Genomic DNA, 24964 nt, shown 5'->3' on the forward strand with positions numbered 1-24964 from the left:
AGCTGGACGCTTGATTTGGGGGACAATCTAAAATTCACTTTTAGACAACGGGTTGCTAATCATATCGCCTGATTTGTTCCGGAAACCAAACAATCCAAACGACTGGGAGCGGGTAGCAAGCCCCGGTTTCACCTGCTCGCGTCTGCGCGCCTTGAGCGAGTACATACGCCGGTACGGACGGTGCAGGGCGATAAGAGTCAGGTGACGTCAAATATGAGCCTCAAGCGCCGGTACAGCTCACGTGTGGGGTCAAGGTAAAGCAGTAGCAGAACTTCGCGGTCGGGGCCGCGATCGGTCAACACAAACTCGATCGTCGTTTCAAAGCGCTCACTAGGCGCAAGACGAATGGCATCCACTGTCGCCAACACGTCCTCCCCGCTAATGACCTCCACAGAGTACTGGTTCGCTTCCCCCTCCGCGCTCACAATGCCAACGATCATCCGCAGCGGCGTATTTGCCGGAACTGATCGTGGAATGCCTTCCGTAAGTCCGCGCTCACTCAGGACGTAGAATTCGGTGTACTCCTGTGCAGGTGCCGGAAACAGCACAATCGCCCCAATGGTCGCAACGACAAGCGCGAACACGGCAGCCAGTACAAGGTTTGTTCGGCGCGAGCCGGGCGCAGAAGGCTCCGTGCCTGCGTTATCGTGCCGACGGCCCGGAATCATAATCGCGAACCGGTGCTCTCGAAGAACTCGCATCCGGCGGTAGAACGAAAATGGCCACAGCACCAACACCAATATTGCTTCGCTGATCACGATGGAAACCAGGTCGACCGCCGCAAAGGGCAGGAGATCCAGTAGCAAGGCGACTGGAGGAATGAACGCGATGCTCAGCACGAGTGAAAGCGCGCTTCGCTCGTAACCGTCGATTTGACCGATGCGGCGAAAGATGGACGCCTGCAGCAAATAGCCCGGAACGAACAGAATGAAGGCAAGACCAAGCGCAAGGCGCAAGATGCCAAGGACCGGGACACCCAGATCAACATCCAGTGCGATCAGGGTCAGGAGCAGACCACCGCCGGCTAGCAGCGCCCAAAGCTCATATCGTAGTTTCAGGCGCTGGCCCGTAACCATACATAATCCGTTTCGGCGCATGATACCGATTAGAGATCGTCTAGTATACCGGTTACAGGCTTGGCCTGCCTAAGACCCTGGCAATGAAGGACTGATGCGCTTCTGATAGACCTTCACAGCACCGTTGTCATACATCAGCATGTGTTGATCGACCCGCGGCATGGCAAGGTGCCATCGGCGCCACTTGACCTCTTCGATACGCGATACGATGAACTGGTCTTCCGACCCCACTGGCACAACCGAGTTCTGGACACGCGTCGGCTCGAGTTCCGGCATCGCCATCAGCAGGTACAGGGTCAGTCGCCACTCGGGACCTGTCCAGATCACATTGTTTTCGGCGTGCTCGACGGCCCACGATCCCGCTGCGCGTTCGGAGTCCAGCGTGAACACCCAGTTGTTGCTCAAGATCGGTTCGTTCGTAAGCTTCAGAAGGCCAGCCCCGGTAAAGAACGCTGCAACCAGCGTCAGTACGATCAATAAGACCGTGTGATACAGGCGTCCCCACGGTCTTCGCCAGATCGTGATCACGGCATTGGAGATCAGCGGCACGGCGAGGATCATGAGTGGAGTGAACAGGCGGAGCTGAAGATTGCCTCCTGCACTCGTCCTGTCTGCAATGAGTGCAAATGCCACCTGGAGTGCGAAGACGGGGTACATCAACCACAACAGAAGGCTGGGCGACCGTTCGGTATCGAATGACCGGCGGAAGATCATATTGAACATACTCGGCAGCCACACCAGAACGGAGACGCCCGCGAACGTCATGCTGACGCCGATGAGGACGAGGTAGATACGGGTATCGACCCACGTCGCGGTGACGAAGCTGTACGGGTTGCTCGCAGACGCCGCGCCATATTGGACGAACAGCGCCGCAACACGGTCAACCAGGTTGTCGAACGCATACAGCAGGCTGACACTGGGAGGGTAAACGTAGAAGAAGAACAGATACAACAGCACGCCTGTCGCCAGGGTCACGTACATGGTGCGTTGAATAAAGCGGATCATGATCGGGTCTTGCGCCCCGTCGCGATGGATTCGACGACGAATGGCAAAGACGACGAGCCCGGCGACGAAACTGAACGCGATCCCGGTTAGGAACGACGAGGCAAAGAAGGCATTGCTGCATACGAAGGCAAACGCCACGAAGTAGTACAGGCCGCTGAGGGACGCGAAACCGCGATCACGAAAGCCCTTGGCAAGAAGGTACAAGAGCGTGAGCGCCAATGCCCAAGTAATCTTCTCGTGAGAGCCTCGCCACGTGACAAACAGGAAATCGGGCTGCATAAACAACAGCAGGGTCGCCAGCAACGCCGTAGAGGGCTGCCCAACCAGTGAACGAAACGCCACGAAGACGACGAGCGCGAGGAGCGCCGCACCCAACGGCATGACCGAGCTCTGAAGCTGCTGAACGGTAATTCCGGTCACCTGCACGAGGAACGACGCTACGACCTGATAACTAAATCCGTTTCCGTACGCATCGGCGGTTTCGCGCACCGAGCCATCGTTCGTGACACTGGCGATGGTGCGCGTAATCATCGCCGTATCGCTGTCGATCCAGTCGCCCCCGTAGCGGAACGTCGCATATGCGTAGGCGCCAAACGCGAACAGAATGACGCCCAGCAGGACGGTCAGAATGGGGAATGAGCCCGAACGAGGTGCAACCTGCGTGGTCATCGGTCGTTCATGCTCGAACGCAGAATTACGGTGACCAGTATCGCGGCGCAAAGCATGACGACCCCCAGCAACGCGGGAATAAATACACCCTGCTGGGGCAGCTCGCCGGTCAGCGAAAGCATGTTGCGCCAACTGTTTTCAGTGAGTGGCTGCGTTTCAACGTCGACGAAGGTGCTCGATTGCAGCGCGCCCCCGCGGCGATAGCGCCAGGGCTGCACCGTGCTCACATCGATCCGGATCGGGTACGTCCCGGCCGATTGGGGCGTAAAGATCAACTCTACCCGGGTCTCCTCTTGGCCGTTGAGCGCAATCCGCTTTGAGTCGATGATCCGCTCGCCCCATGGTGAATCTTCGACCAGCGCGACATCCGCCTCGCGAATGTCCTGGAGTCCGCTGTTCCGTATCGTCACCCACGCCGCTTCAGGCCGCAGCTCTTCAAAGAGGGTCGATCCGAGGCTTGATCCCGTGATCTCGAGAACGGGTGGCGTGAGTGGTTGAACGACAAACGTGCCGGCAGTCGACCGCACATGATAGAGCGTTTCGTCCGCCCGCCAATTTGTGGCGAGTCCCACCTGGTCCGTCACGAGTGACGTGCTGTTTGTCGCCTGAAGCGTAAAGACTGCGCCGTCCTCGGTGAGGCGGAAGTCCGTAATCCGCGCTGATGTGGCTGCAAACTCCGGCGTACCAAATTGCGCAAACATCGCTTCGAAGTCTTGTGCCTCGGATGTCAATTCATACTGCGCAAACTGTGCGTTCTGGCTTTCCCATTCCGCCCGGCTTCGCGGTGGAAGCGTCGTGAACATCACCGTATCCGAGTCGATGCGACGTAGGCGTGTACCCTGCTCGTCATTGAGCACGATCAAGCCGCCCGCTGCGATCAGCTCGCGCACGATGCGTCCGGTGAGTTTGTCGACCAGCGACCAGGACGTAATAACGTCGCCGTCGTGGCTGGCGTACCGGATCTCGTACTTGGGGCTCAGGTTCCACACCCCGTAGCTGGCGGTACGCAGATGAAGCTTGCGATCAATGGAACTCATGTACAGTTCCGGACGGGTATACATGAGATTGGCATACTCGCCGCGAAAGCCCGGGCGGATTTCCTTATAGTGGTCATCGGGCGGGGTGTCGGTCTCACCGAAGAGGTACCGAACCTGTTCGACCGATGCGCCGCTTACCCCTGTCGACCGCGCGACATCCGTTACGACACCTTCGACGGCGTTCCACTCGTGAATCGCTTCGTTGGTCTCGTAGCCCGTTCCTTCGGTCGCGACAAAGGTGGCGAACGCCCAGGGCATCTCGGTGAAGAGTGTGGGCCACTGCTCGTACGGATACTCGTAAATGCCGAAATCCGGGAACTCGAGTACCGTCGTTGGTGCGGAATGCAAGCCTGCAAGCTCTAGCTTGTAGTCCTGCATGAGCGTGCCGGCATTTTCCGCACGATTCCACGTCATTTCGATCTGATGGGTATACATCAGTTGATCGTTGACGCGCGTCGCCGGCGCGTAATCGTTCTGCCCGAGCGAGTAGCGGATGATCAGATTGGGAATTCGACTGTCTGTATACAAATAGTGGCCGAAGCGCTCGAATGCCAGCAGGTTATCCTCGCCCGGCTCGAGCCACGAAAAACTATTGAAGTTGATGCGATTGCCGCCCCACAGCGGGACGAACGGCGTCACGCCCCGTAGTACCGCCTCCTCCCAGTCGAACAGGATGGGAGGGTGGGTATCCGCAAGATTGCGATACATCTGGTTGCGGCTGAAGGGATACTCGCGCAGATCACCAAGCAAGGGGAAAAACGCGTAGTCCTCAAAGCCGGAAAACGGGAAGTCGTTCGGGAAGTAGGACAGACCCGTGCGCTCGAACAGCCAGTCCAGCGGGATGTTCGGAAAGCCGCGCCAGCGCGTTCCATCGATCGCGCCGTCACCGTCGAAGTCGTAAACCACGTATTCGGATTGCGGCCTGCCCTCTTCATCGAATGGCACTTCGACACGGACTGTGCTGACAACTCGGCGGAAAACCTCAATCTTCACCGCGGGATTGACCCGTCCCTCCGGCGAAACGAACGGCGCTTCGGCCGTGATCACCGCCGATGGAAACGCCGCCTCGTCGATCTCAACACGACCCTCAGCCGAGATGTCAAGCGACACTCGCCGGTTTCCATCCACATCGTCCCACAACTCAGCACGATAGAGGTCGTCTTCATGCGTGAAGCGGAGCACTAGCCGTGGACCAGGCGAGTTAGCCTTCTCGTAAATCCAGATGTCATTGACGAAGTCGGTGGTGTCCTGCCAACCTGATCCCCACGCGCTGTCGTTGCCCTGATCGTACACAGACACACGCACGCGATCCGAGAACAGATCGGACTCAAATGTGACGACGTCGGGTATGCCGTCTCCGTCGAGGTCATTCTGCTGAAAGTCGAATTGCGCCGGGCCAGCTTCGTTCGCCTGCGCAAGCACCGGAGACAGACTGCACACCATCATGACGGTAAGAACAAGCCAAACCGTCCTGGTTCGTATCCATGTCATGACGAATCGCTCATATTGTCATGACATGATCATACCAAATTTGGAGATTCAGCAAGGCCCACACCTTGAACGAAAGGCGATCGTCGCCCGCAAAGAACCGGCCTACGAGGGCGGCAGTGGACTCCGGATTGAGCACCGTCCCGTCAAGGTGCGGTCCGCTCAGGAGCTCGTGGATCAGCGGGCGCAGCGGCCCGCGCAGCCATCCTTCAGTGGGGGTCGAGAAGGGACGCTTAGGCCGATTCAGGACGTGATCGGGCACGACATCTTTGAACGCCTCACGCAGCAGGTACTTGGATTGCCCGCCATGGAGCCTCGTACGGAGGGGCACGGACAACGCGGCGCGAACCACTTCGAGGTCTTGCAGTGGAACGCGCGCCTCAATCGAGTGCAACATCGTCATGCGATCGACGCGGTGGTTGAACTGCTCACGCACCCACAGCAGCAGATCTAGAAGCGCGAGCGCATCGGGCAGCTCGAGCGTGCCTAAACCTGATAAACGGTCGTTGACCAGCGCCTCGACAGCTTCGTCCGTGACCTGAGGAGCGAAATCGCGCGGCACGAGTGCCTGCTTTTCCGCCTCGGTGAGCAGCTCGAACGTATAGCGATAGTACGTGCTGACCGGCGCGTGCAGCTTGGTGCGCAGATCACGTGCCTTGATACCCAATGTCCGGCCCCGGCCAATGCGTTCCAGCAGCGGCAGCGCGGCACGCAGTGCCGGAATGCGCTCCAAGGTTTGATGCCGAAAGGCGGCTGTATGCCACGGATACCCGCCGAACAGCTCGTCGCTGCCGTCGCCGGTGAGGATTACGATAGCGCCATGCTTTCGGGCTTCTGCCGCGAGTAAGTTAAGTGACGTGAACGATGGTTCCCATGTCGGTTCGTCGAGGCCGACAACGCTGCGGACGAGCAGGTCGGGCACGTCGAGGGTCGGGCTGACCAGCAGCTCGTGATGATCCATGCCGAGGTCGCGGGCGACCTGCCGCGCGTGGATCAAGTCGCGGTTGTAGATCGAGGTCTCGTCCACGCGGCCCGCGGCGTCGGGAAACCCGATCGAGAACGACGCCATCGGCCCGTTGTGGTCGCGCATGGCGAGATGCGCAATCAGCGTCGAATCCAGCCCGCCACTGAGAAACACACCGATGGGGACATCGCTCATGAGCTGGCGGCGGACCGCGCCAGTGACGGCCTCGCGGACGCGCTGTACGGATGTCGGTATGTCGGCTTGCGGTTGAGGCGCGGGCGACGTCCAGTAGCGTTCGGTGCGCATGCCGCCAGAATCAAGCACGAGATAGGTGCCGGGCTCCAGTTTGCGAACGCCGCGCACGAGACTGTGCGGCGACGGCACATAACCCAGCGACAGGTAAAGACCGAGCGCGGTTGGGTCCATTTCGCGCTCGATGTCGCAGCTCGCCAGCAGGGCGCGCAGTTCGGAAGCGAGCAGCAGACGGTTTCCGTTCCAGTGGTAGTAAACTGGCTTGATGCCAAGCGGGTCGCGTGCGACGATCAGCCGCTGCTCGCGCTGGTCAAACAGCGCCAAGGCGAACATGCCGTTGAGCTGTTCGAGAAACGCGTCGCCGTATTCCTCGTAGGCATGGACGACTGTTTCGGTGTCCGAGTTGGAGCGGAACACGTGCCCGCGTGCTTCGAGCGCTGCGCGCATTTCAGGATGGTTGTAAAGCTCACCGTTGTAGACGATCCAAATCGAACCGTCCTCATTAGACAGCGGCATGCGGCCCGCTTCGCTCAGGTCGATGATGCTCAACCGCTTCGAACCAAGCCCGGCATGCAGCGGTCCGGCCTCGAACTGCGCGATCCCGTCCTGATCCGGCCCGCGGTGCGATATGGCGTGCGCCATGCGTGCCAGCATGTCCATGTCGATTGGTGCATTAAGCGCCGCGATGGCGGCAATTCCGCACATAGTCGTCCTATCTGCTCGACCGCGCACCCTCGGTGGGCGCGATCTCAGTGTACAAGTCGGCCAGTTCCGCGGCCGTTCTTTCCCACGTATACAGCGCAGCCCGCTGCAAGCCTCGCTCGACAAGACTTGTCCGCAGCGAAATGTCGTCGCGCAGCCGCAAGATTGCTGCGGCAACCGCCTCCGGTTCATCCGCGTTCACCAGCAGGCCGGCATCGCCCACGATTTCCGGCAGCGAACCGGCATCGGAACAAATGACGGGCGTGCCGGATGCCATTGCTTCGGCTGCAGGAAGCCCAAACCCTTCCAGCCGCGATGTCGTCACGAACACATCGGAAACGCGATACAGCAGCGGCAGATGCGCCTCGTCTACGCGCCCCGTAAAAACGACATCGCCATCGAGGCCAAGCGCGGAGATCATCTGAACTGTAGCCTGTCGCCACCGGTCTCCGCCCGCGCCGCCGGCTTTGATCAGCCGAACTGGCTGACCACGCGCTTTCAATATCGCGACGGCATTGAGCAACGTTGCAAGGTTCTTGCGCGGCAGTTCGCTGCCGACATACAGCAGGTCGAACACACCGGGCGTGCGCGGCGGTCGATACCGATCCAGCACGGCAGGATCGGCGGCGGAGGGTCGTTCGCGGTACGCGGCATCGACACCATGGAAGATCACGCGGATTCGGTCGCGGGGCACTGCCAGCGACTCTTGCAGCGTGTGCGCCGTAAATGCGGATACCGCCACCAGTCGATCGGCCCGACGCAAACCGAGGAACTGCTGTTTCATCAATGTGCGGCCAAGCGGTGTGAACAGCGAGTCGTCCTCATGGCTCACAAGCATGCCGAGGTCGTGCACGGTGACCACCGAAGGATGGATCGAGCGGTAGCGCAGCAGGGCGCTGCCCATGATCTGCATCAGGTGGACGATGCTGCCCGGTCGCCGGCCCGCGATTCCGACCGGTAGGTGGCGCAGCGTCTGGACCCGATTTGCACCGGGCAGCGACTGGAAGCGGCGGTGACATGGATCGACCGACTCTGTGTGGCGCTGCAGCGCGTCTCCTATTGCCGACGCGTAGCGGCCGATGCCAGTGGCAGCATCGCCGGCGCCGAACTCGACCAACTCGACCGGGATACGTCGCGCACTCATGAGTCATCTCCCGCGCGATTCGAGATCGCGCGAGGTTGACAGCGAGTCGATGGGACGTGCGCTTGAATTACCATCGCGTTCTGATCGCCTTGAAAGGATAGTCGAGGAGGACGAGTGCCCACACGACGAAGTCGATCAGGACAAACCACGGGATCTGCCAGTAGCCCGCGCCAAACGATGTACCGGTCAGCCGTTCGCCGGCGCGCACGTAACGCGCGCGGTTCAAGATGACGAACAGCCACGCGGCTGCTGTCAACGCGGCGGGTAATGGACCGATCAGAACTGCGACCGGCGTGCCAACAATCATCAGCATGCCAAGGATGCTGGGGGCTAGTCCGCGTGCGGCCTCCCCATACACCCCGAACCGGACACCATGCAGCACTACATTGCGAAGCCAGCGCGATTGCTGCCTGCGATACGTGCCGAAGTCCGCCGCATATTCGCTGGCGATTTGACTCGCTGGCGCATGAAGGATCGTGACACCCGCTTCGCGCAGCCGCTTCGCCATGACGTAGTCGGTCCCGGTTGGCGCTTCGTACCGGAAGCCTCCGGACGCCTCGACGGCATCCCGCATGAAGGCCGCGTTTCGGCCCAGGATGCCGTCCGTGCTGGGTCCCCAATGGGCGCGCACGTAGCGGTCGACATACCACTGCTGGACAACGAACGGAGTGGACATCTGACGATCGAGCGGGCGGCTCCCGCCGGTCGCCGCTTGTGCTGCGTCGTTCAACAGCGGCGCGAGGGTGGCCTCAAACGACTCGTCATCAAGCTCACAATCTGCGTCGGTCAAGTAGAAGAGGTCGCCTGTCGCGTGCTCGTAGGCCTTGCGCAGCGCGCGCTGCTTGCCTTCTCCGGGCTGCTGTTCGAGGACGACGACGCATTCCGAACGGGACGATGCGGCCAGTTCAACCGTGCCATCTGTGCCTCCGGCACACAACACCAGTTCGCGATTCGGGTAGCGCAGGCGCTTGAACGACTCGATGTGGCTGGGCAGCAGCGCGGCCTCATTCCATGCCGCGACCAGTACACTTACTTTAGGAGGGTGGGGTGGCAGCGCTGCCGCGACGTGACGTGCTGGCGGGACGAGCAGGCGATCGCGCGACCACCGCGACCACTGAACTGCGACGATACCGGCAGCAAGGCCGGCAACTACAAGCAGGCTAGCGTACTCCATGGCGGTTCGCAGCACAGCACGGAACTACCGCCACAGCATGGCAGGCGATACGGTGCAGGCCCACGAATCCCCCTTTCGCCATTCGTACAGAGTCGTGCCGTCCTGCGTAATGTCGAGCACGTCGTCGTCTTCGTGGAAGCGCGCCGGCTTTCCGCGGAACACGCAATCGCGCATTACCGCGCCGGTTGTCGGGGGCGGTATGTAAGTGTTGTCAGGCAGCAGCCGGCACAGCAGAGCGAACGCTTTGTCCGTCCAGCCCGCGACGGGCAGTAGGTCGAAGGCGTGTGGAAGTCCGGGCGGAGTCTGTTGACTGCTCTGTGAGGCAAACCCGTGCGCCGTCTGAAACCCGCCTGACTCCAGCTGGCCGCCCAGAATCCAGTCGAGCGTCGGCTGATAGTCGAACGCAAACCCGTGCGGGACGAGCGACAGCCCGGCCAGTACAATATCGCCCGCGCCGGCCACCCAACGCGGATAGCGATTCGCACGTCCATCCGCGTACAGCACTTGTGGTAGGCCGCCGTCCGTGTCGATGTGCCGCATAATGAATTTCATCGCCGACACTGCGGCCGACAGGTACTTGTCGCTGCCGGTCAGTTCGTGGGCCAATACGAGCGCCGGTACGATCCGTGCGTTGTAGTACGGGAAGTACCAGTTCACCGTGCGTTCCTGCTCGATATACTGCGCGAATGCGCCCCGATTTTCGTCGCGCCCGTTCTGCAGCGACAGGCAGTGGTCGAGCGCGGGCAGGCCGTACGCGTCGAGATAGCGCGAGTCTCCGCTAAGTTCACTGAGCCGCGCCAGCGCGATAAACAGCGTGGCGACCTTGTTGGGAACAATGGTGATCGAACGGGTGTCATCGAAGAAGCAGTACCGTTCGGCGTTCCACAGCCTACGAATGTAGAAGAACTCGATGTTGCGACGGGCTGCGGCGATGTAACCCTCCCATCCCTCAGCCTGCTCCGCTTTGAGGTGCGCGGCGACGTTGAGCAGCGCGATGTCGACTGCGGCCTCATGCGGCGTTCCACCGGTGTATGGATTCAACTGGAACTGCGAGTTGGCAAAGTTGCCGAACTCGTCCTGCCCGTTCACGATGTCGTTGGCCGCGGCGACCGCACGATCGAGGTAGTAATACAGCCCGGATGCACGGTAGAGGTCGAGGTATCCGCTGATGATTCCCTCGTAGCGCCAGTCGATTCCGGCGCCCGTAAACATCAGCGCGTGCTGCCACCAGTGCACAACCGGTCCGCCGAACCCGCCCTGAACCCGCATCGTTTCTAGCCAATAGGCGCAGTTGGCCGCGCTTTGTGCCAGAGCGGTGGGCGTTTCCTCGATCATCGGTTCGGCCATTTGCTGCATCATGCGTCCTTTTGCAGGGTGATCAGAGCGAGCGTGCCCAGCCAACGCCCCAGATAAGACTCGCGCGTGCGGACAACGGAACGGCCAGCGAGATCGTCACGGCCGAAGCGGCTGTATGCGCGGTAGGCCATGCTCCACAACACGCTGATTTCCCCGTGCAGGTGTAAAATTGGCGCGCTCTGCTGGTAGCCGTGCTGGTTCGCAAGCCTAAGACACGCCCGAGCACGCAGCATCGGCGTCGATCCGATAAATCGGTAGAGCGCGCCGGCCGCTACGATCAGGAGCTGGGCGGGTGGCGACGATGAAGTGACCACGGCCTCGATTTGATTGATATTCGGCAGGATCAATACAACGCGGCGCTGCGCTGCGGCGGGGTCAAACGGCTGACAAGTCGCGACTCTGCGCAGGAACTCGGTGGCGAGGCGCGCATCCGACGAGAGCACGCCGGTATCGATCGTGTCGTGTACGCATTGGACCGCCAGCCAATCGAGCGCGATCGCGTACTCAGGCAGCGGAAGCCCGAGGGTGGGGAGACCCCCATTAGCGCCGGCCATCGACGACCTCGCGATAAACGTCCACGAGGCGTTCATTGATCCGCGACCAGTCGTACTTGGCCACGACCTTGTCGCGCCCGGCCTGACCCATCACCTTGCGCCGATCGCCGGCATCCAGCATGTCACGAATGCGCGCTGCCAAGTCGTCGACGTCGTTGGGCGCGGACAAGAACCCGTCGACGCCCGGGGCGACCACGGTGCGCACGCCGGGCAAGTTGCTTGCGATGACTGGCTTGCCTGCCGCCATCGCTTCGAGCAGCACAATGCCAAACGCTTCGCCCATCGTAGTAGATGGCAGCACGAGGAAGTCCGCGGCGGCGTAGTGGCTTGGCAGGTCGCTGTCGGGCACCCGTCCGCAGAACACCGCGCGTTCGCCGAGGCCGAGGCGCTGTGCTTCCTCCATATATCGCGGCCGCAAATCGCCGTCACCGATCAGCATCAGGCGCAGGTTCGGCGCGTCGACGCGGGCAGCAGCATTCAGCAGTACGTCGACACCTTTGAAGTAGTGCGGCGTGTCCATGCCGCCGCAGAAGGCAAGCACGACGTCGTCTTCCGAGAAACCGTACCTGCCGCGAATGCCCGATGTGTCCACGTCGGCAGTGAAGCGCGAGGTATCGACGCCGTTGGGCATTTCCGTGACGCGCGGGTCGCTTGGCTTGAAGAACCGCGCGATTCGCGATGCGTTGAAATAGTCGCGCGACGTCACCAACAGGCGATCCGCGCGTGTCAGGATCAGGCGGCCAACGGTCTTTTCGTGCAGCATGACCGCACGGCCCATGGCGCCCGAGAGAATCAAGTCCTGATGGTAGGTGATAACGACCGGTATTCGCCGCAGTCCAGCCACGGCGTGCAGGATTTCCTGGCCAAATACGAACGGGTAGTGCAGATGAATGATGTCGTATTTCGCCATGCGGAACAAACCCGGAAGCAGCGGGGCATTGCCAACCTTGAACGCCGCTGGGAGGCGTTGCACGGTGAGGCCGGGCGGATCGTCGGTGACGGCCTCGTCCTTCACGGCGCTGGTGATCACGGTGACGTCGCAGCCCAGCTTGGCCGCGCCGACTGCATTCTGCAGACACACGCGCCCCGTCCCACTGGGGTAGGGGAAGAATGTCGCCGTGAGGTGAGCCACGCGCATCGCCATTGTCGCTACCACCGTACCACCCCGCGCGAGACGTGATACAGCACCCAGAACACCGGGTTGAAGACGCGCTCGGCGATCAAAGCCGCGCCGGTTCCGACCTGACGGAACCCGAGCCGATGGATGTGCTGGAACAGGATGTCGCGATCGGGTGACTTGCGCGTACGCTGCACGGTACGGCGGTGCTGCATCAGTGTGCGCCAGTGGCGGATGATCCAGCCGTAGCCGCGCAACTTCGCCGTCCAATAGCTGCGGCCACTGACGGCCGCAAAGCCCCAGCCGACGATTTCGGCAAGCACCAGCGCAGGCCCGAGTACCACCAGCGTCGGCCAGCGATAGTTCTTGAGCAGCATTTGCAGCCGGTTGCGCTCGAGGTATTCGAACTTGGCCGGGCTGAAGTGTAGGCGGTAGTCGTGGCGAATGACCGACTGTGGCACGGCATATAGCCGATAGCCCGCGATGCGCGCACGCCAAGACAGGTCGGCGTCTTCGGCATAGGCGGGAAAGAACAGATCATCGAAGCCGCCCAGCTCGCGGAACGTTTCGGCGCGCATGATAAAGGCGGCGCCGGAAATGGCCGCCACTTCCTGTGTCCGTGTGAGGCCGGCCGCTGGCTCTTGCCATGCCCGCAGGTAGCCGAACCCAGTGAAGTGGACGTCGTTGCCGTAGGTATTGACCCGCGCCGGATCGTTTAGCAGCACGATCTTCGGGGTCGCCATGCCCGCTCCCGGCTCGCGCTCCAATACGTCCACTAGCGGCGCGAGCCAGTCTGGCGACACGACGGTATCGAGATTTAAGAAGGCAAGGATTGCGCCTGATGCGTGTTGTGCGCCGAGATTGCACCCCCCGGAGAAGCCGAGGTTGGCGCCCGCCCGAATCAGGTTCGCGGAAGGAAACTGTTCAGCGACGCATTCGGCGCTGCCGTCGGTCGATTGGTTGTCGACCACGATAACTTCGACATCGGGGTACGCGGTGTCGAATACGGACGCCAAACACGGACTAACGTACGCCCCGGCGTTGTAGTTGACGAGGATTACACTCACGCGCGGCGTATCGCGGGGAGCTGCTTGCTCCGGACTGCGCATCGGCTGCGCCCCCTTAGTTTTCGCGGCTGATGACCGGCCGGATCAACTCGAGGACGAAGCCGCGCAAGGTGTGGAGAATAATGCCGGTAAACAGCGCCACCGATCCGCTGGTCAGTAGGAACACGATCAGCATTGCGAGCACGATGTCGACGGTGTTGTTTAGCCGGTACTGCTCCAGTTCGGCCAAGCCGAGCGCGAACGCGACGACCAGACTGACGCCGCCCATCAACCAGAAGAACAACAGCGGCCGGTGCTGACCCATCAAGCGCAGCACGCTCGTCAGGACGTTGAGCCCGTGTCGCACAACCGACCGCTTTGGTCGATCGAGATAACGTATCGTGATCGGCACTTCGAGGACACGGAGCTGCTGATCGGAAGCGACAAACTGCATCTCCGACTCGACGCCGAACCCCTTCGTATTGAACGTGATGTTCTTGATGGCGTTGAGGGAAAAAGCACGGAAACCGCTTTGTGAGTCGGACACCTGTGTGCCTGACAGTGCGTTGATCATCATGGTAAAGCCGCGATGGCCCATTACGCGCTGGAGTGGCACTTCGCTGGTCTGTTCGAGGTAGCGCGAGCCAATCACGATGTCAGCCTCGCCATCGGTAATCGGCTTGACGACCTTCGGAAGTTCTTCCGGCAGATGCTGCCAGTCGGCATCGAGCGTAACGACCGCATTAGGCAGAAAGAGTTCGCGCGCTTTCTTAAAACCGGTATTGAGCGCCTCGCCCTTGCCCTTGTTGACTTTATGCCGGACGACCGTTGCGCCAGCCAAATGCGCGATCTGCGCCGTGCGATCTGAGGAGCCGTCATCAACGACGACAACGGCGTCTACATAGTTTCGTGTCAGCAACACGACGCTGCCTATGAAACGCTCTTCGTTGTAAGCAGGAATGACGGCGACAACAATGCCGTCGAAGTGTGGCTGAGGGACTTCGCGGATATTCAGTCCCTCTGGAAGACTGCGATCTTGCGCCTTTACGGCAACCATAATGACTTCCCCCCAAGAAGTATGATGCGCCGAGTTCCCCGGCTTGGGCGGCGGTGCGAGGCTTGGATAAATGAGAACCAGCGTCGTCGCCCGTGCTGCACACTGGGTTGTGCAGTTCGGAAGCACACCGAACTAACCGACCGGCGTCGCCAATCAGATGAGTACGCAGCCTCCATCTGTGAATAGAGTACTATAGTTTTCGATTTGGCAACTAGTGACTCTGAGGAAGACCACTCAGTAGTTCAATGAGCGGTCTAGTACTTTTGGCGCCTGAAAGCTTCAGATTTTCGGCTGAAACGCTTCTAGATTTTGTGAAAGATGTACAGAGTTTTGCGGTGATTAAGCGACAAAGTTGGCGAAATCTGTAACATGAGAAGTTGCTTAGAAGCGCCGACGGTAGGGTCCCGGGCGCGAATTGGCCCTAACCGAGGATTTGTGCCAAACTCAATATGACGAGCACCGCGAAGATGACGCACAGCGGCACGATGAGGATATTCAATGCGGCGCTTATCACGCTGTTGCGCTGCCCGACCGGCCCGAGGACAGAGTCCTTTCCGATCAGCAGAAACAGCAGCGTAACAACCGCGATTAAGCTGAGCGCGCCCGTGAGCTCCGGCGAAAGCCGGGCGGTCATGGAGAGCAGTACTGACATATAGCCTTCACCAACCCTGCACTAAAGGTGATGTCAAGCTTTATTCTCACAGGTAAGTGATTTCGGCGCAACAACGAGGACACGATCTGCGCACCATGTTGGCAGAGCAGTTGTACGAACGTTTGCGAGACGCACAGGCCCTTTCCCGATGGATTGGGCTGTCGGAGTCCGAATTCGACATTGTAGTCGACAAGCTCGACCTGCCGGTGGCCTCGCTCAACACCGACATGAAGGCACGCAGTAGCCGGTTCGGCATTCTCGGAATGGACTACACGCCGTTCACCGCCCGCGAGAGCCTCTTGATGGTACTGTTGTGGTCGCGTCTGGGGCTGACCTACCGCGCGGTCGCAAAGCTGTTCAACGCAAACGCGTGGACAGTGCGGCGGAGAATCCGTGAGACGCGCGAGCTGCTAGTTCAGCTGTATCCGGAAATTCAAACGCAGTCCACCAAGAACGGCGTGCGCTCCGACTCCAACAGCGCCACGATGCTGTGGTCTGCGCTTGGGAATGCGGTGCGGGGAAGTCATCCGGAAGCGCGCCTGCGCGATGCGATCGACCCGGACTATGAAAGCTACTTCTTTGAAGAACTCGAAGGCGAAACCGCACCCATAGGTGACGATCGCATTCCACCGCTGACCGAAACGCGCCTTGGCGAAGGGATGCAAACCCTCTACCGCCGCATCAAGTCGAACACGATCCCAATCGAGTCGGTGGTCGGCGGGTATTTTTTCGCCATCGTCGCGGCCGAGCTATCGATTCTGCTGCTGACTCCCATCCTTGGTTTGATCCTCTATGTGCTGACGTTGTTCGTCGCGTTTATCCATGCGTCGCTGATCTGGGATCGGTCACTGTTTCGGCTGCTGGTCAGCCTTGCGATCGTCCCGCTGCTGCGAATCCTAAGCTTGATGATCGCGCTGCTGCCGCTGCCTGTCACGACGGCGCTGGTGGTCGTGGCTATCCCGCTGGCGTTCGTCACCCTCGGCGCATACAGGCTGCTTGGGTACGGCCGGCCACTCGTCGGGCTAACGTTCAAGAATCTACCCATTCAAGGGCTGACCGCCCTTTCCGGGCTGGGTCTGGGCGTGGCCCAGTACATTCTGATGCAATCGGCCCCGGTCATTCGCGTGAACTCGTTGGTCGAGATGATTTGGCCGGGACTGCTGCTAATCGCCGGGACCGGTCTACTGGACGAGTTCATCTTTCGCGGACTCATTCAACGTTCGGCGGTCAACATCATGCGCTGGCGCGGCGTCGTCTACGTGGCGATGCTTTACGCGGTGCTGCAGCTCGGCGGCGGAATCCTATTCGCTCTGCTGAGCTTCGCGACAGGGGTCGCTTTCGGTATCGTCACTCGCAGTACCCGGAGCGTGCTTGGCGCGGGCCTCGCCCACGGCATCGCTAACGTTGTGGCGCTCGTGTTCTTTCCGTATTTGTTCAATTGACATCTGACACTCGGAGCTGCGATGCGTGTCGGCATCATCGCGTACGGGCTTGATCGACCCTTTACTGGAATTGGGCGATACACGGTCGAAATGGTTCGCGCGCTCGCGGCGCTGCCAGACGCCCCTGAACTGCTTCTATTGACCGCGGGCGATGCCGGTCCTCTGTCCGACCTTCCGCTGCCGCGCGTACCGCTGCGCGGTTGCCGGCTCATGCCGGCGCTGCTGACGCATGGGCAACTGCAGCTCAGGTATCTCGCCGCGCGTCACGGACTGGATGTCATTCACGATCCGGTCGGCGTCGCCCCGTTTGGAATGGGCACAGGGCGCGCGCGTTCGGTCATCACCATTCACGACGTGATCCCGCTAAGCTTTCCGGGCGTCAGCACACGAATGGACTCGCTGATCTACCGCCACTGGCTTCCGTTTGCCGCTCGTCGCGTCGACCGCGTGTTGACCGTGAGCGAGCCGTCCAGTGCCGATATCCGGCGCCATCTCGGCGTCAAACCTGACCGTATCGAGGTGATCGCGCCGGGGGTGAACGCGCAGTTTCGAGCGGCAAGCACGGCTGATACCAGCAGCGTGCGCGAGAAGTACGATCTGCCTGAACGATTCATCCTGTCGGTGGGCAACGTGGAAGAACGCAAGAACGTCCGGCGCGTGATTGAAGCCTACGCGCAGATCCGGCGGTCGGACTTGCCGCACAAGCTCGTAATTGTGGGTCCGCATAATTGGCGCTTCAGCGAGATCATCGAGGCGGCAGACCTTTCGGCCTATCGAGATGATGTGCGTTTCACCGGATATGTGGACGCCGCCGATCTGCCTGCGATCTACCGTGCCGCCGAAGTATTCGCCTTTCCGTCACTGTACGAAGGCTTCGGGCTGCCGGTGATCGAAGCGATGGCTGCCGGCACGCCAACCGTGACATCGAACCGATCGTCGCTGCCGGAGGCGGCAGGCGACGCCGCGCTTACAGTCGATCCCGAAGATTCGAGCGCGATCGCCAATGCGGTCACACGGTTGCTGACCGACCCGGCACTCGCCGACGATCTGCGCACTCGGGGAATCGCGCGGGCGGCCGAGTTCACGTGGGAACGCATGGCCCGTGCTGTGCTCAACAGTTATCTGGCGATTGTGCACAGGTAACCAGATTCCATCTTCTCATAATTTGGCATGCAGGACGCCGGAAAATGTGCATATAATGAGGACAAGGGCTAATGCCAGTACTTTTGTACGCATTGGCCTAAACAACTACGATTCGTTTCGGAACAGTCCACGCCGCGCGTGACGGGTTCCGGTTATGGCCGCGGCAGCGCAGCATCAAGGGGGGTGCCTACACGTGTCCGCATTCGTGCACGCTTCAGCGGAGGTCGAGTCCGACACCTCGATTGGTGAAGGCTCGCGCATTTGGCACCTGTGCCATGTCCGGCGTGGTGCGTCGATCGGGACGGACTGCACGTTGGGGCGCGGCGTGTTTGTTGACGCCGGCGTGCAAATCGGCAACCGGGTCAAGATTCAGAACTACGTTTCAGTCTTTCACGGCGTGACGATTGAGGACGGCGTGTTCGTCGGGCCGCACGTGTGTTTCACCAATGACATGCGCCCGCGCGCCGTTAATCCCGATTTCTCCCCAAAGGCGGCGGACGACTGGGTTCTGGGCGAAACACGCGTCTCGGCGGGCGCGTCGATTGGTGCCAACTCCACGATCGTATGCGGGATCACGATTGGCCGCTGGGCGATGATTGGCGCCGGATCGGTTGTCACGGCCGATGTACCAGACTACGGGCTAGTCGTCGGCAATCCGGCGCGCTTAATTGGGTTCGTGTGTGCCTCAGGTGTGCGCCACGACTCGCAAGAGTCGGCGCGGCAGTGTCCCGGCTGCTTATAGCCGAAACGAGATGATTCACGGCGCGCATCACGCGCGGCCCGAAAGGATTTAGAGAGTGATCGAACGCACGCGTTTCAATATACCGATCTCGCGCCCGCAGCTCGGCGTCGAGGAAGAGGAAGCCGTTCTCGCGGTGCTCCGCAGCGGCCAGATTACGCAAGGCGAGCGCGTTGCCGCGTTCGAGGCGGCATTCGCTGCCTACCACGGTGCGGCCTATGCGATCGCCACCAGCAACGGGACAACTGCGCTCAGCACAGCGATCATGGCGCACGGTATCGGCCCGGGCGACGAGGTCATTATCCCGTCGTTCAGCTTCTTCGCTACGGCGTCGTCCGTCTCGTTTACCGGCGCGGTGCCCATCTTCGTCGACATCGATCCGAAGACGTTCAACATATTGCCGGTGGCGGTCGAGGCGGCGATTACGCCGCGCACGGCCGCGATCATGCCGGTCCACCTGTACGGTCAGCCCGCCGACATGCCCGCGCTGGAAGCGATTGCCCGCAAGCACGGGCTGATCCTGCTCGAAGACGCGGCACAAGCGCACGGCGCAAAGACCGGCGATCGCTCGGTTGGCACATGGGGCACGGCGTCGTTCAGCTTCTATGCCACGAAGAACATGACGACGACTGAAGGCGGCATGATTCTGACTAACGACGCAGAGATCGCGCGCAAAGCCCGCATTATTCGCAATCAGGGCATGGACCAGCAGTACGAGCACGTGATGATGGGCTTCAACTTGCGCATGACCAACCTTACGGCCGCGATCGGCATCGTGCAGTTGGAAAAGCTGCCGCTGTGGACGGCCAAACGGCGTGAGCATGCCGCGTTGTACGACAAGGCGCTGACCAGCGTCGACACGCCGTACGTTCAGCCAGACGTCACGCATGTGTATCACCAATACACGGTCAGGGTTAAGCCGGGAATCGATCGCGATACGGCGGTCAAGCAGTTGAACAGCAATGGCATCGGGGTTCGCACTTATTATCCGAAACCGATCCATCGTCAGCCGGTCTACGCGCGCGAAGAACGTTACGCGCGGCTAGACCTGCCGGAGACCGAGCGCGCCGTGCGCGAGGTCTTCAGCCTGCCTGTTCATCCGGGGTTATCGTCCGAAGAACTCGAATTCATCATTGACGAGGTGAACGCATTATGTTGAAAGCAGCAGTTGTCGGCGTAGGAAGCATGGGGCGCAACCACGCCCGTGTGTATCGTGAAATGGAAGGCAACGTTCAACTGGTCGGCGTTGCAGACGCCAACCCGGCCGAAGCCGCAAAGGCCGGCGCACGCACAGGCGTACCCCATTTCTCCGACTATCACGAGATGATCGACAAGGTGAAGCCGGATTTGGTGTCGCTCGCGGTGCCGACGGCGCTTCATGCTCAGATCGGGCTTGAACTGATCGAACGCGGGATCAACCTTCTGATCGAGAAGCCGATTGCCACCACTCTTGAAGAGGGCGAGGCGCTCATCGAAGCGGCGCGCAAGGCGGGGGTCGTACTGCAGGTCGGCCATATCGAGCGCTTCAACCCAGTGGTCATGGAAATGAAGCGCCGGCTGCAGGAAGGTATGGCCGGTCGCATCTACAAGATTCAGACACAGCGCCTGAGCCCGTATCCGGGCCGCATTCAGGATGCCGGGGCCGTCACCGACCTCGCCACCCATGACATCGACCTGCTGCGCAACTTGATGAACGACGAAATCAGCCGGCTGTACGGGGAAATCCTGCACACCATCAACCGCGACCGCGAAGACGGCCTAAACGGCATCCTGCGCTTCCGCAGCGGGATCATCGGCGTGTTGGACGTCAACTGGATCACGCCGGCGAAGGTGCGGCGCATCACCATTACCGGTGCGCGCGGCATGCTGCGCTGCGACTTGCTATCGCAGGAATTGTATTTCTACGAGAACGAGACCGCGCCAAGCCAGTGGGATACGCTGAGCGTCTTGCGCGGTGTCAGCGAAGGCAACGTGATCGGTTTCCGTATCGGGCGCCACGAGCCGCTTGCGGCCGAGCTTGCCGACTTCGCCGAGACCGTCCGTACAGGCCGCAAGCCGACTGTGAGCGGCGAGGACGGCCTCGAAACGCTGCGCATCGCACGCGAGTTCATCCTTTCGGCCGAGCAGCGGCGGGTTATCGACTACGAACGTCAGCCCGAGTTGGCGTAGCACCAAGCCAGCAAACCATAGAATCGAAAGCGCGCGGAACGAACCCGTTCCGCGCGCTTTTTCTTTTTTGCGACCTGCAAACTATCAGTCCGCCAGCTTCGCATGTTGGTAGATCGACATGACGAACAGGATCGCGAAGTTGCCTAGCTCGGCGCAAACGCGCGCTAGGGCCGCGCCCGCAAACCCGAAGCTCCGGATGAACACAAGCGAGAAGATGGCCGTCATGATCAGCGTTGCGGCGGCCGCAGCAGGCAGTCGCTTGTGTCGGCGCTGGGCGATGAGATAGTTGGTGAGGTAGGTGTTGGCGAAGATCAGCGGGACGACCAGCGCGAGGACACGCATCGCCGGGATCGCCTCGATGAACTGCTCGCCATAGAGGAATTCCAGGACGAGGTACCCGCCGATCAGCAGTGCGACGGTGACCAGCGCGCCGAGGAATAGGCCAAGCCCTGTGTAGCGAAGGTGAAGCCGCAGGGTCCGTTCGTCGTTGGAGACGCTCTGAGCGAGCGCGGGCAGCAAGGCTGTTCCAAGCGCGACTGGCAGCATAAAGAACGGACTGACAGTGCCGTTCGCTGCGCCAAAAAGGCCGACTTCGCGATCCGGTGCGAACCACGATAGGATGACCGTCGGAAGCTGCAAGTAGAGGCTTACGAGTGCGAGGCTTCCACCAATCGGCAGCGCGGCCCGCATCAGCTTGACCGTGCCGTGCGGTTTGCCGAGTTTCGGCCACCCTATCATGCGATAGGCCATGGCCCAACTAGCCACCAGACCCGCGACAGCCGCAGCCAAGAGCGCCAACAGGATGGCATCGAGCGCACGGACTCCGGCCGCCAGCAGGATAACGATTGTGGCCATTCCGATAAACTTGTCGAAGAGGCGCGTCAGTGTGTCGTACTGCATGCGCTGCAGCCCTTGAAACACCGCACGCCCGAGATCGGCAAGGCCGTTGATACCGAGAATCAGGGCGACGATCATAATGTAGCCCCAGACCGGCATGGCATAGTTCACTGCGGTCGCGGCGAACGCGATCAGCGCAAGCGCCAGTGGCATTGCGACGATACGCAGCCAGATGGCTGGACGGAGGCTTTCCCGTGCTTTGTCAGGATCGGACGAACGCGCGATCTCGCGGACGATCAACGCGTCGACGCCGAGGGTAAAGGCAAGCCCGAAGATCCCGGCGAACGCGAATGCGGCGGTGTACTGACCGTAGATGGCATCGCCAAGGAAGCGCGCGACGAGAATTCCGTTGAGCGCGAGAATGACCTGAATCAGAAACTGCCCGACGACCAGATACGACGCGTTGCGTGCTACACGTTGTACGGGGACGCGCATCTCAGGTTGCGTCTTGATACGGGCACGATCCACAGCGGTTTGCTGGGACATAACAGGCAAACTCCTAACGGCCCCGAGCCGTCGAATTCGATGGTGTGAAGTGACATGCTGACAAGCGCGCGTGAACGCAAATCGGAAGAAGAACGCACCGGAGACATACACATCCCATCGGCGCGGGATCATCATCGTTTTGAACCTCAGACGCCTGCATTATACAACGACCCCCCGGGGCCGAATCATTGCGAACTGTTGACAAACTCTGACAACTTCGTGGTTGATTGAGGAATCACGGGGCAGACCGGTTGGCATACGATAGTTACACGGCTATAGTTGACGCTGTGTTGGTCCTCACCGAAGTCGGACTCCATGAAGCTGTCGATTGTCATTCCCGCATATAACGAGAGTGAAAGCGTTGCACATACCGCCGAAAAGCTGCGTCCTGTGCTCGATCAGCTCGCGGCCACGTACGAGGTCGAGGTCGTCTTTGTGGACGACGGAAGCAAAGACGACACCGTGGCGAAGCTCAAAGCAGAATTTGACGGCGATACGCGAATACACGTCGTGCAGCACCTGCAGAATCAAGGCCCCGGCGCGGCCATCCGCACCGGATTTGCGGCGGCTGTCGGGGATATCGTCGTCACGACGGATTTTGACGGGACGTACCGGTTCGAGAACATCCCGGTCATCGTTGCGCAGCTTGAGCGCGACGCTGTCGATCTCGTAACGGCTTCGCCCTATCACCCAAAAGGCGGGGTGGAAGGCGTGCCACGCTACCGGCTGCTGTTCAGCATTGGTGCCTCCACGCTGTATCGAATTCTGGTATCGTGGAAAGTACATACGTGGACGTCGTTCTTCCGTGCGTACCGGCGTGAGGTCGTCAAGAGCGTGTACTTCGAAAGCAGCGGGTTCTTGGCTGTGACCGAAATCCTCGTTAATGCGCTGCGCATGGGGTTTCGGGTCTCGGAGTTTCCGACCATCCTGCATCAGCGTGCGTACGGACAGTCGAGCCTGAAGATCGCGCGCACGACATGGGCGCATCTCAAGTTTCAAGCGCGCATTCTGCTCCGCCGCGCACCGCTGCATCCGCCGGAGCAGGCTTGACTTCCGCCCAAACACCTGCCCACCGCCCATAGGAGAAACGTTTCGCTCATGGAATGGGTGATTATCGGTTTCAGCACATTGTTCAGCATCTTGGGACAGCTCGGCCTCAAGTTCGCGATGCGCCGTGTCGCGGCCGTGACGGGCGATACGCGTCCGGTCGTGGTTCGTATCTTGTTTTCGCCCCTGACCATCGGCGCGCTTTTCGTCTATGGATGCGGCGTCATCTTCTGGCTGATGGCCTTGTCGCGCATGGACGTTAGCCTGGTCCATCCTTTTGCCAGCCTGAGCTACATTGGCATTATGATCGGATCGTACTATCTATTCGGCGAAGAGATTTCACGCGTGCGTGTGATCGGCTTTGCGGTCGTCATATTCGGCGTGCTGCTCATCGGGCTTAGCGCACGGCTCTGACACGAAAGGTCAAGCATGAAGGTTGCCATCGTTGGCGGGGGTCTGATGGGAGTGACCCTCGCCTATCATCTTGCCCGTGCGGGCCACAGTATCAACGTCTACGAACGCTCCCCGAATATCGGCGGCCTGGCGACGTACCTCGATTATCATGGCGTGCGCGTCGACCGCTTTTACCACACGATCCTCAGCAGCGACATGACGATGCAAACACTCATCCGCGAGACCGGCGTCGAGGATCGGTTGCGCTTTACGGAGACCAAGCAGGGGTTTTACGACAGCGGGAACCTGTACCCGTTCAACACGCCGAAGGACTTCATGATGTTCCCGCCGCTGAACCTGTTTCAGCGGTTCCGATTGGCGCTGCAGGTGATTTTCGCCCAGTTCGAGCGCGATGCGGCCAAGATGGACACCATCCCGGTCGAGCAGTGGCTCTCTCGCGTCAGCGGGCGCGGCGTGGTCGAGAAGGTATGGCGTCCGCTGCTGCGCGCCAAGTTCGACGCCGAAGCCGTCGACGTGCCGGCTACGTACATCTGGTCGCGCTTGCGCCGTATGATGTCGACACGGCAGGGCGTCACGTCGAAGGAGATGATGTGTTACCTGATCGGCGGCTACTTCACGCTGATCGAGGCGCTGGCGAAGCACTGCGCGGACATGGGCGTGACCCTGTCGACCAGTACGCCGGTCGAGCAGGTCAACATGGAGAACGGGCGCGCCGTCGGTGTGCGTGTCGGCGGGGAAGACGTTGCGGCGGATATCGTCATCGCCACGGTGCCCTCGCCGTACATCGCCGAGCTGATCCCCGGCGGGCCGCAGGATTACCGTGCCCTGCTCGCCAAGCAGCAGTATCTGGGTGTCATGTGCCCGCTGATGATCCTCAACAAGCCGCTGACTCCGTACTACGTCCTGAACATCACCGACCCGCGTATCCCGTTTACCGCGGTTGTCGAGACGACGAACCTGATCGCGCCGGAGCATGTGGGCGGCAACCACTTGATCTATCTGCCCAAGTATCTGTCGCCCAACAGCGAGATCGCTACATGGTCGGACGAGCGCGTCCGCGACGAGTGGATGCGCTACTTCAAGCAGATGTTCCCCGACTTCGATGAGTCGAGCGTTGTCGAGTTTCTTGTGCAGCGCGCGCGCTATGTCGAGCCGTTGCGGCCGATGGGCACGACCAACGAGATCCCGCAGATCCAAAGCCCGATCCCGGGCCTGTTCGTTGCCAACACGGTCATGTTGTACCCCGACTTGAGCAACGGCGAGGCCGTGACCAGCCTCGCCAAACGGGTCATCACGGCTGTGCTGGGGCAGGGTGGGACAAGCGCTTCTTGAGT

The 24964-nt window shown here is 60.7% G+C and carries 21 protein-coding genes; 8 read left to right on the plus strand and 13 right to left on the minus strand.

The features are described from left to right. Positions 1–197: 197 nt before the first annotated feature. The 12 genes from IPM16_01775 to IPM16_01830 form a co-directional block, all read right to left on the minus strand. The gene (locus IPM16_01775) at positions 198–1076 is read right to left on the minus strand and encodes a DUF1616 domain-containing protein (GenBank protein MBK9121840.1); all 879 of its coding nucleotides are present in this window, start codon (positions 1074–1076) and stop codon (positions 198–200) included. 69 nt (positions 1077–1145) lie between these two features. Then, on the minus strand, positions 1146–2750 hold the full coding sequence (locus IPM16_01780; GenBank protein MBK9121841.1) for a hypothetical protein: 1605 nt from the start codon (positions 2748–2750) through the stop codon (positions 1146–1148). Then, positions 2747–5278 (minus strand): hypothetical protein, encoded by a 2532-nt coding sequence (locus tag IPM16_01785; GenBank protein MBK9121842.1) that lies wholly within the window; start codon positions 5276–5278, stop codon positions 2747–2749. Before IPM16_01785 ends, IPM16_01780 begins: the two co-directional genes overlap by 4 nt. A 10-nt stretch (positions 5279–5288) precedes the next feature. Beyond that, positions 5289–7196 (minus strand): asparagine synthase (glutamine-hydrolyzing), encoded by a 1908-nt coding sequence (gene asnB / locus IPM16_01790; protein ID MBK9121843.1) that lies wholly within the window; start codon positions 7194–7196, stop codon positions 5289–5291. A 7-nt stretch (positions 7197–7203) separates the two neighbouring features. After that, the gene (locus IPM16_01795) at positions 7204–8337 is read right to left on the minus strand and encodes a glycosyltransferase family 4 protein (GenBank protein ID MBK9121844.1); all 1134 of its coding nucleotides are present in this window, start codon (positions 8335–8337) and stop codon (positions 7204–7206) included. A 67-nt stretch (positions 8338–8404) separates the two neighbouring features. Then, positions 8405–9511 carry a glycosyltransferase gene (locus IPM16_01800; GenBank protein ID MBK9121845.1) on the minus strand — a complete coding sequence of 369 codons (1107 nt, stop codon included), beginning with the start codon at positions 9509–9511 and terminating at the stop codon, positions 8405–8407. A gap of 24 nt (positions 9512–9535) precedes the next feature. Continuing rightward, positions 9536–10870 (minus strand): hypothetical protein, encoded by a 1335-nt coding sequence (locus IPM16_01805; protein MBK9121846.1) that lies wholly within the window; start codon positions 10868–10870, stop codon positions 9536–9538. Further along, on the minus strand, positions 10867–11421 hold the full coding sequence (locus IPM16_01810) for a hypothetical protein (protein MBK9121847.1): 555 nt from the start codon (positions 11419–11421) through the stop codon (positions 10867–10869). Before IPM16_01810 ends, IPM16_01805 begins: the two co-directional genes overlap by 4 nt. Further along, complete coding sequence (locus tag IPM16_01815; protein ID MBK9121848.1) at positions 11408–12502, minus strand: glycosyltransferase family 4 protein; 1095 nt, start codon at positions 12500–12502, stop codon at positions 11408–11410. The genes IPM16_01810 and IPM16_01815 overlap by 14 nt, the downstream gene beginning before the upstream one ends. A 68-nt stretch (positions 12503–12570) precedes the next feature. After that, complete coding sequence (locus tag IPM16_01820) at positions 12571–13647, minus strand: glycosyltransferase family 2 protein (protein ID MBK9121849.1); 1077 nt, start codon at positions 13645–13647, stop codon at positions 12571–12573. Between the two features lie 13 nt (positions 13648–13660). Further along, positions 13661–14641 carry a glycosyltransferase family 2 protein gene (locus IPM16_01825; GenBank protein ID MBK9121850.1) on the minus strand — a complete coding sequence of 327 codons (981 nt, stop codon included), beginning with the start codon at positions 14639–14641 and terminating at the stop codon, positions 13661–13663. A 421-nt stretch (positions 14642–15062) separates the two neighbouring features. Beyond that, complete coding sequence (locus tag IPM16_01830; protein MBK9121851.1) at positions 15063–15293, minus strand: hypothetical protein; 231 nt, start codon at positions 15291–15293, stop codon at positions 15063–15065. 95 nt (positions 15294–15388) lie between these two features. Between IPM16_01830 and IPM16_01835 the strand changes: the two genes are divergently transcribed. The 5 genes from IPM16_01835 (at position 15389) to IPM16_01855 (ending at position 20786) form a co-directional block, all read left to right on the plus strand. Next, positions 15389–16735 (plus strand): CPBP family intramembrane metalloprotease, encoded by a 1347-nt coding sequence (locus IPM16_01835; GenBank protein MBK9121852.1) that lies wholly within the window; start codon positions 15389–15391, stop codon positions 16733–16735. 21 nt (positions 16736–16756) lie between these two features. After that, positions 16757–17878, plus strand: a complete 1122-nt coding sequence (locus tag IPM16_01840; GenBank protein MBK9121853.1) for a glycosyltransferase family 4 protein — start codon at positions 16757–16759, stop codon at positions 17876–17878. 154 nt (positions 17879–18032) lie between these two features. After that, positions 18033–18620: an N-acetyltransferase gene (locus IPM16_01845; GenBank protein ID MBK9121854.1), complete on the plus strand. Its 588-nt coding sequence runs from the start codon at positions 18033–18035 to the stop codon at positions 18618–18620. A 55-nt stretch (positions 18621–18675) separates the two neighbouring features. Beyond that, on the plus strand, positions 18676–19776 hold the full coding sequence (locus IPM16_01850; GenBank protein ID MBK9121855.1) for a DegT/DnrJ/EryC1/StrS family aminotransferase: 1101 nt from the start codon (positions 18676–18678) through the stop codon (positions 19774–19776). Further along, positions 19770–20786 carry a Gfo/Idh/MocA family oxidoreductase gene (locus IPM16_01855; GenBank protein MBK9121856.1) on the plus strand — a complete coding sequence of 339 codons (1017 nt, stop codon included), beginning with the start codon at positions 19770–19772 and terminating at the stop codon, positions 20784–20786. The genes IPM16_01850 and IPM16_01855 overlap by 7 nt, the downstream gene beginning before the upstream one ends. Positions 20787–20870: 84 nt before the next feature. Here IPM16_01855 and IPM16_01860 read toward each other — a convergent pair whose 3' ends face one another. Beyond that, entirely contained in the window at positions 20871–22169 is a 1299-nt protein-coding gene (locus IPM16_01860; GenBank protein MBK9121857.1) for an oligosaccharide flippase family protein, read from the minus strand. Positions 22170–22484: 315 nt separating this feature from the next. Between IPM16_01860 and IPM16_01865 the strand changes: the two genes are divergently transcribed. From IPM16_01865 to IPM16_01875, 3 genes are read left to right on the plus strand one after another with little or no spacing between them, the layout of a single operon-like run. Continuing rightward, on the plus strand, positions 22485–23219 hold the full coding sequence (locus IPM16_01865; GenBank protein MBK9121858.1) for a glycosyltransferase family 2 protein: 735 nt from the start codon (positions 22485–22487) through the stop codon (positions 23217–23219). A gap of 48 nt (positions 23220–23267) precedes the next feature. Further along, positions 23268–23630, plus strand: coding sequence for an EamA family transporter (locus tag IPM16_01870; GenBank protein MBK9121859.1), 363 nt, complete (start codon positions 23268–23270; stop codon positions 23628–23630). A gap of 15 nt (positions 23631–23645) precedes the next feature. Further along, on the plus strand, positions 23646–24962 hold the full coding sequence (locus IPM16_01875) for an NAD(P)/FAD-dependent oxidoreductase (protein ID MBK9121860.1): 1317 nt from the start codon (positions 23646–23648) through the stop codon (positions 24960–24962). The last annotated feature ends 2 nt before the right edge of the window (positions 24963–24964 follow it).

Origin of the sequence: Candidatus Flexicrinis affinis, from assembly GCA_016716525.1 — a bacterium.
Classification (GTDB): domain Bacteria; phylum Chloroflexota; class Anaerolineae; order Aggregatilineales; family Phototrophicaceae; genus Flexicrinis; species Flexicrinis affinis.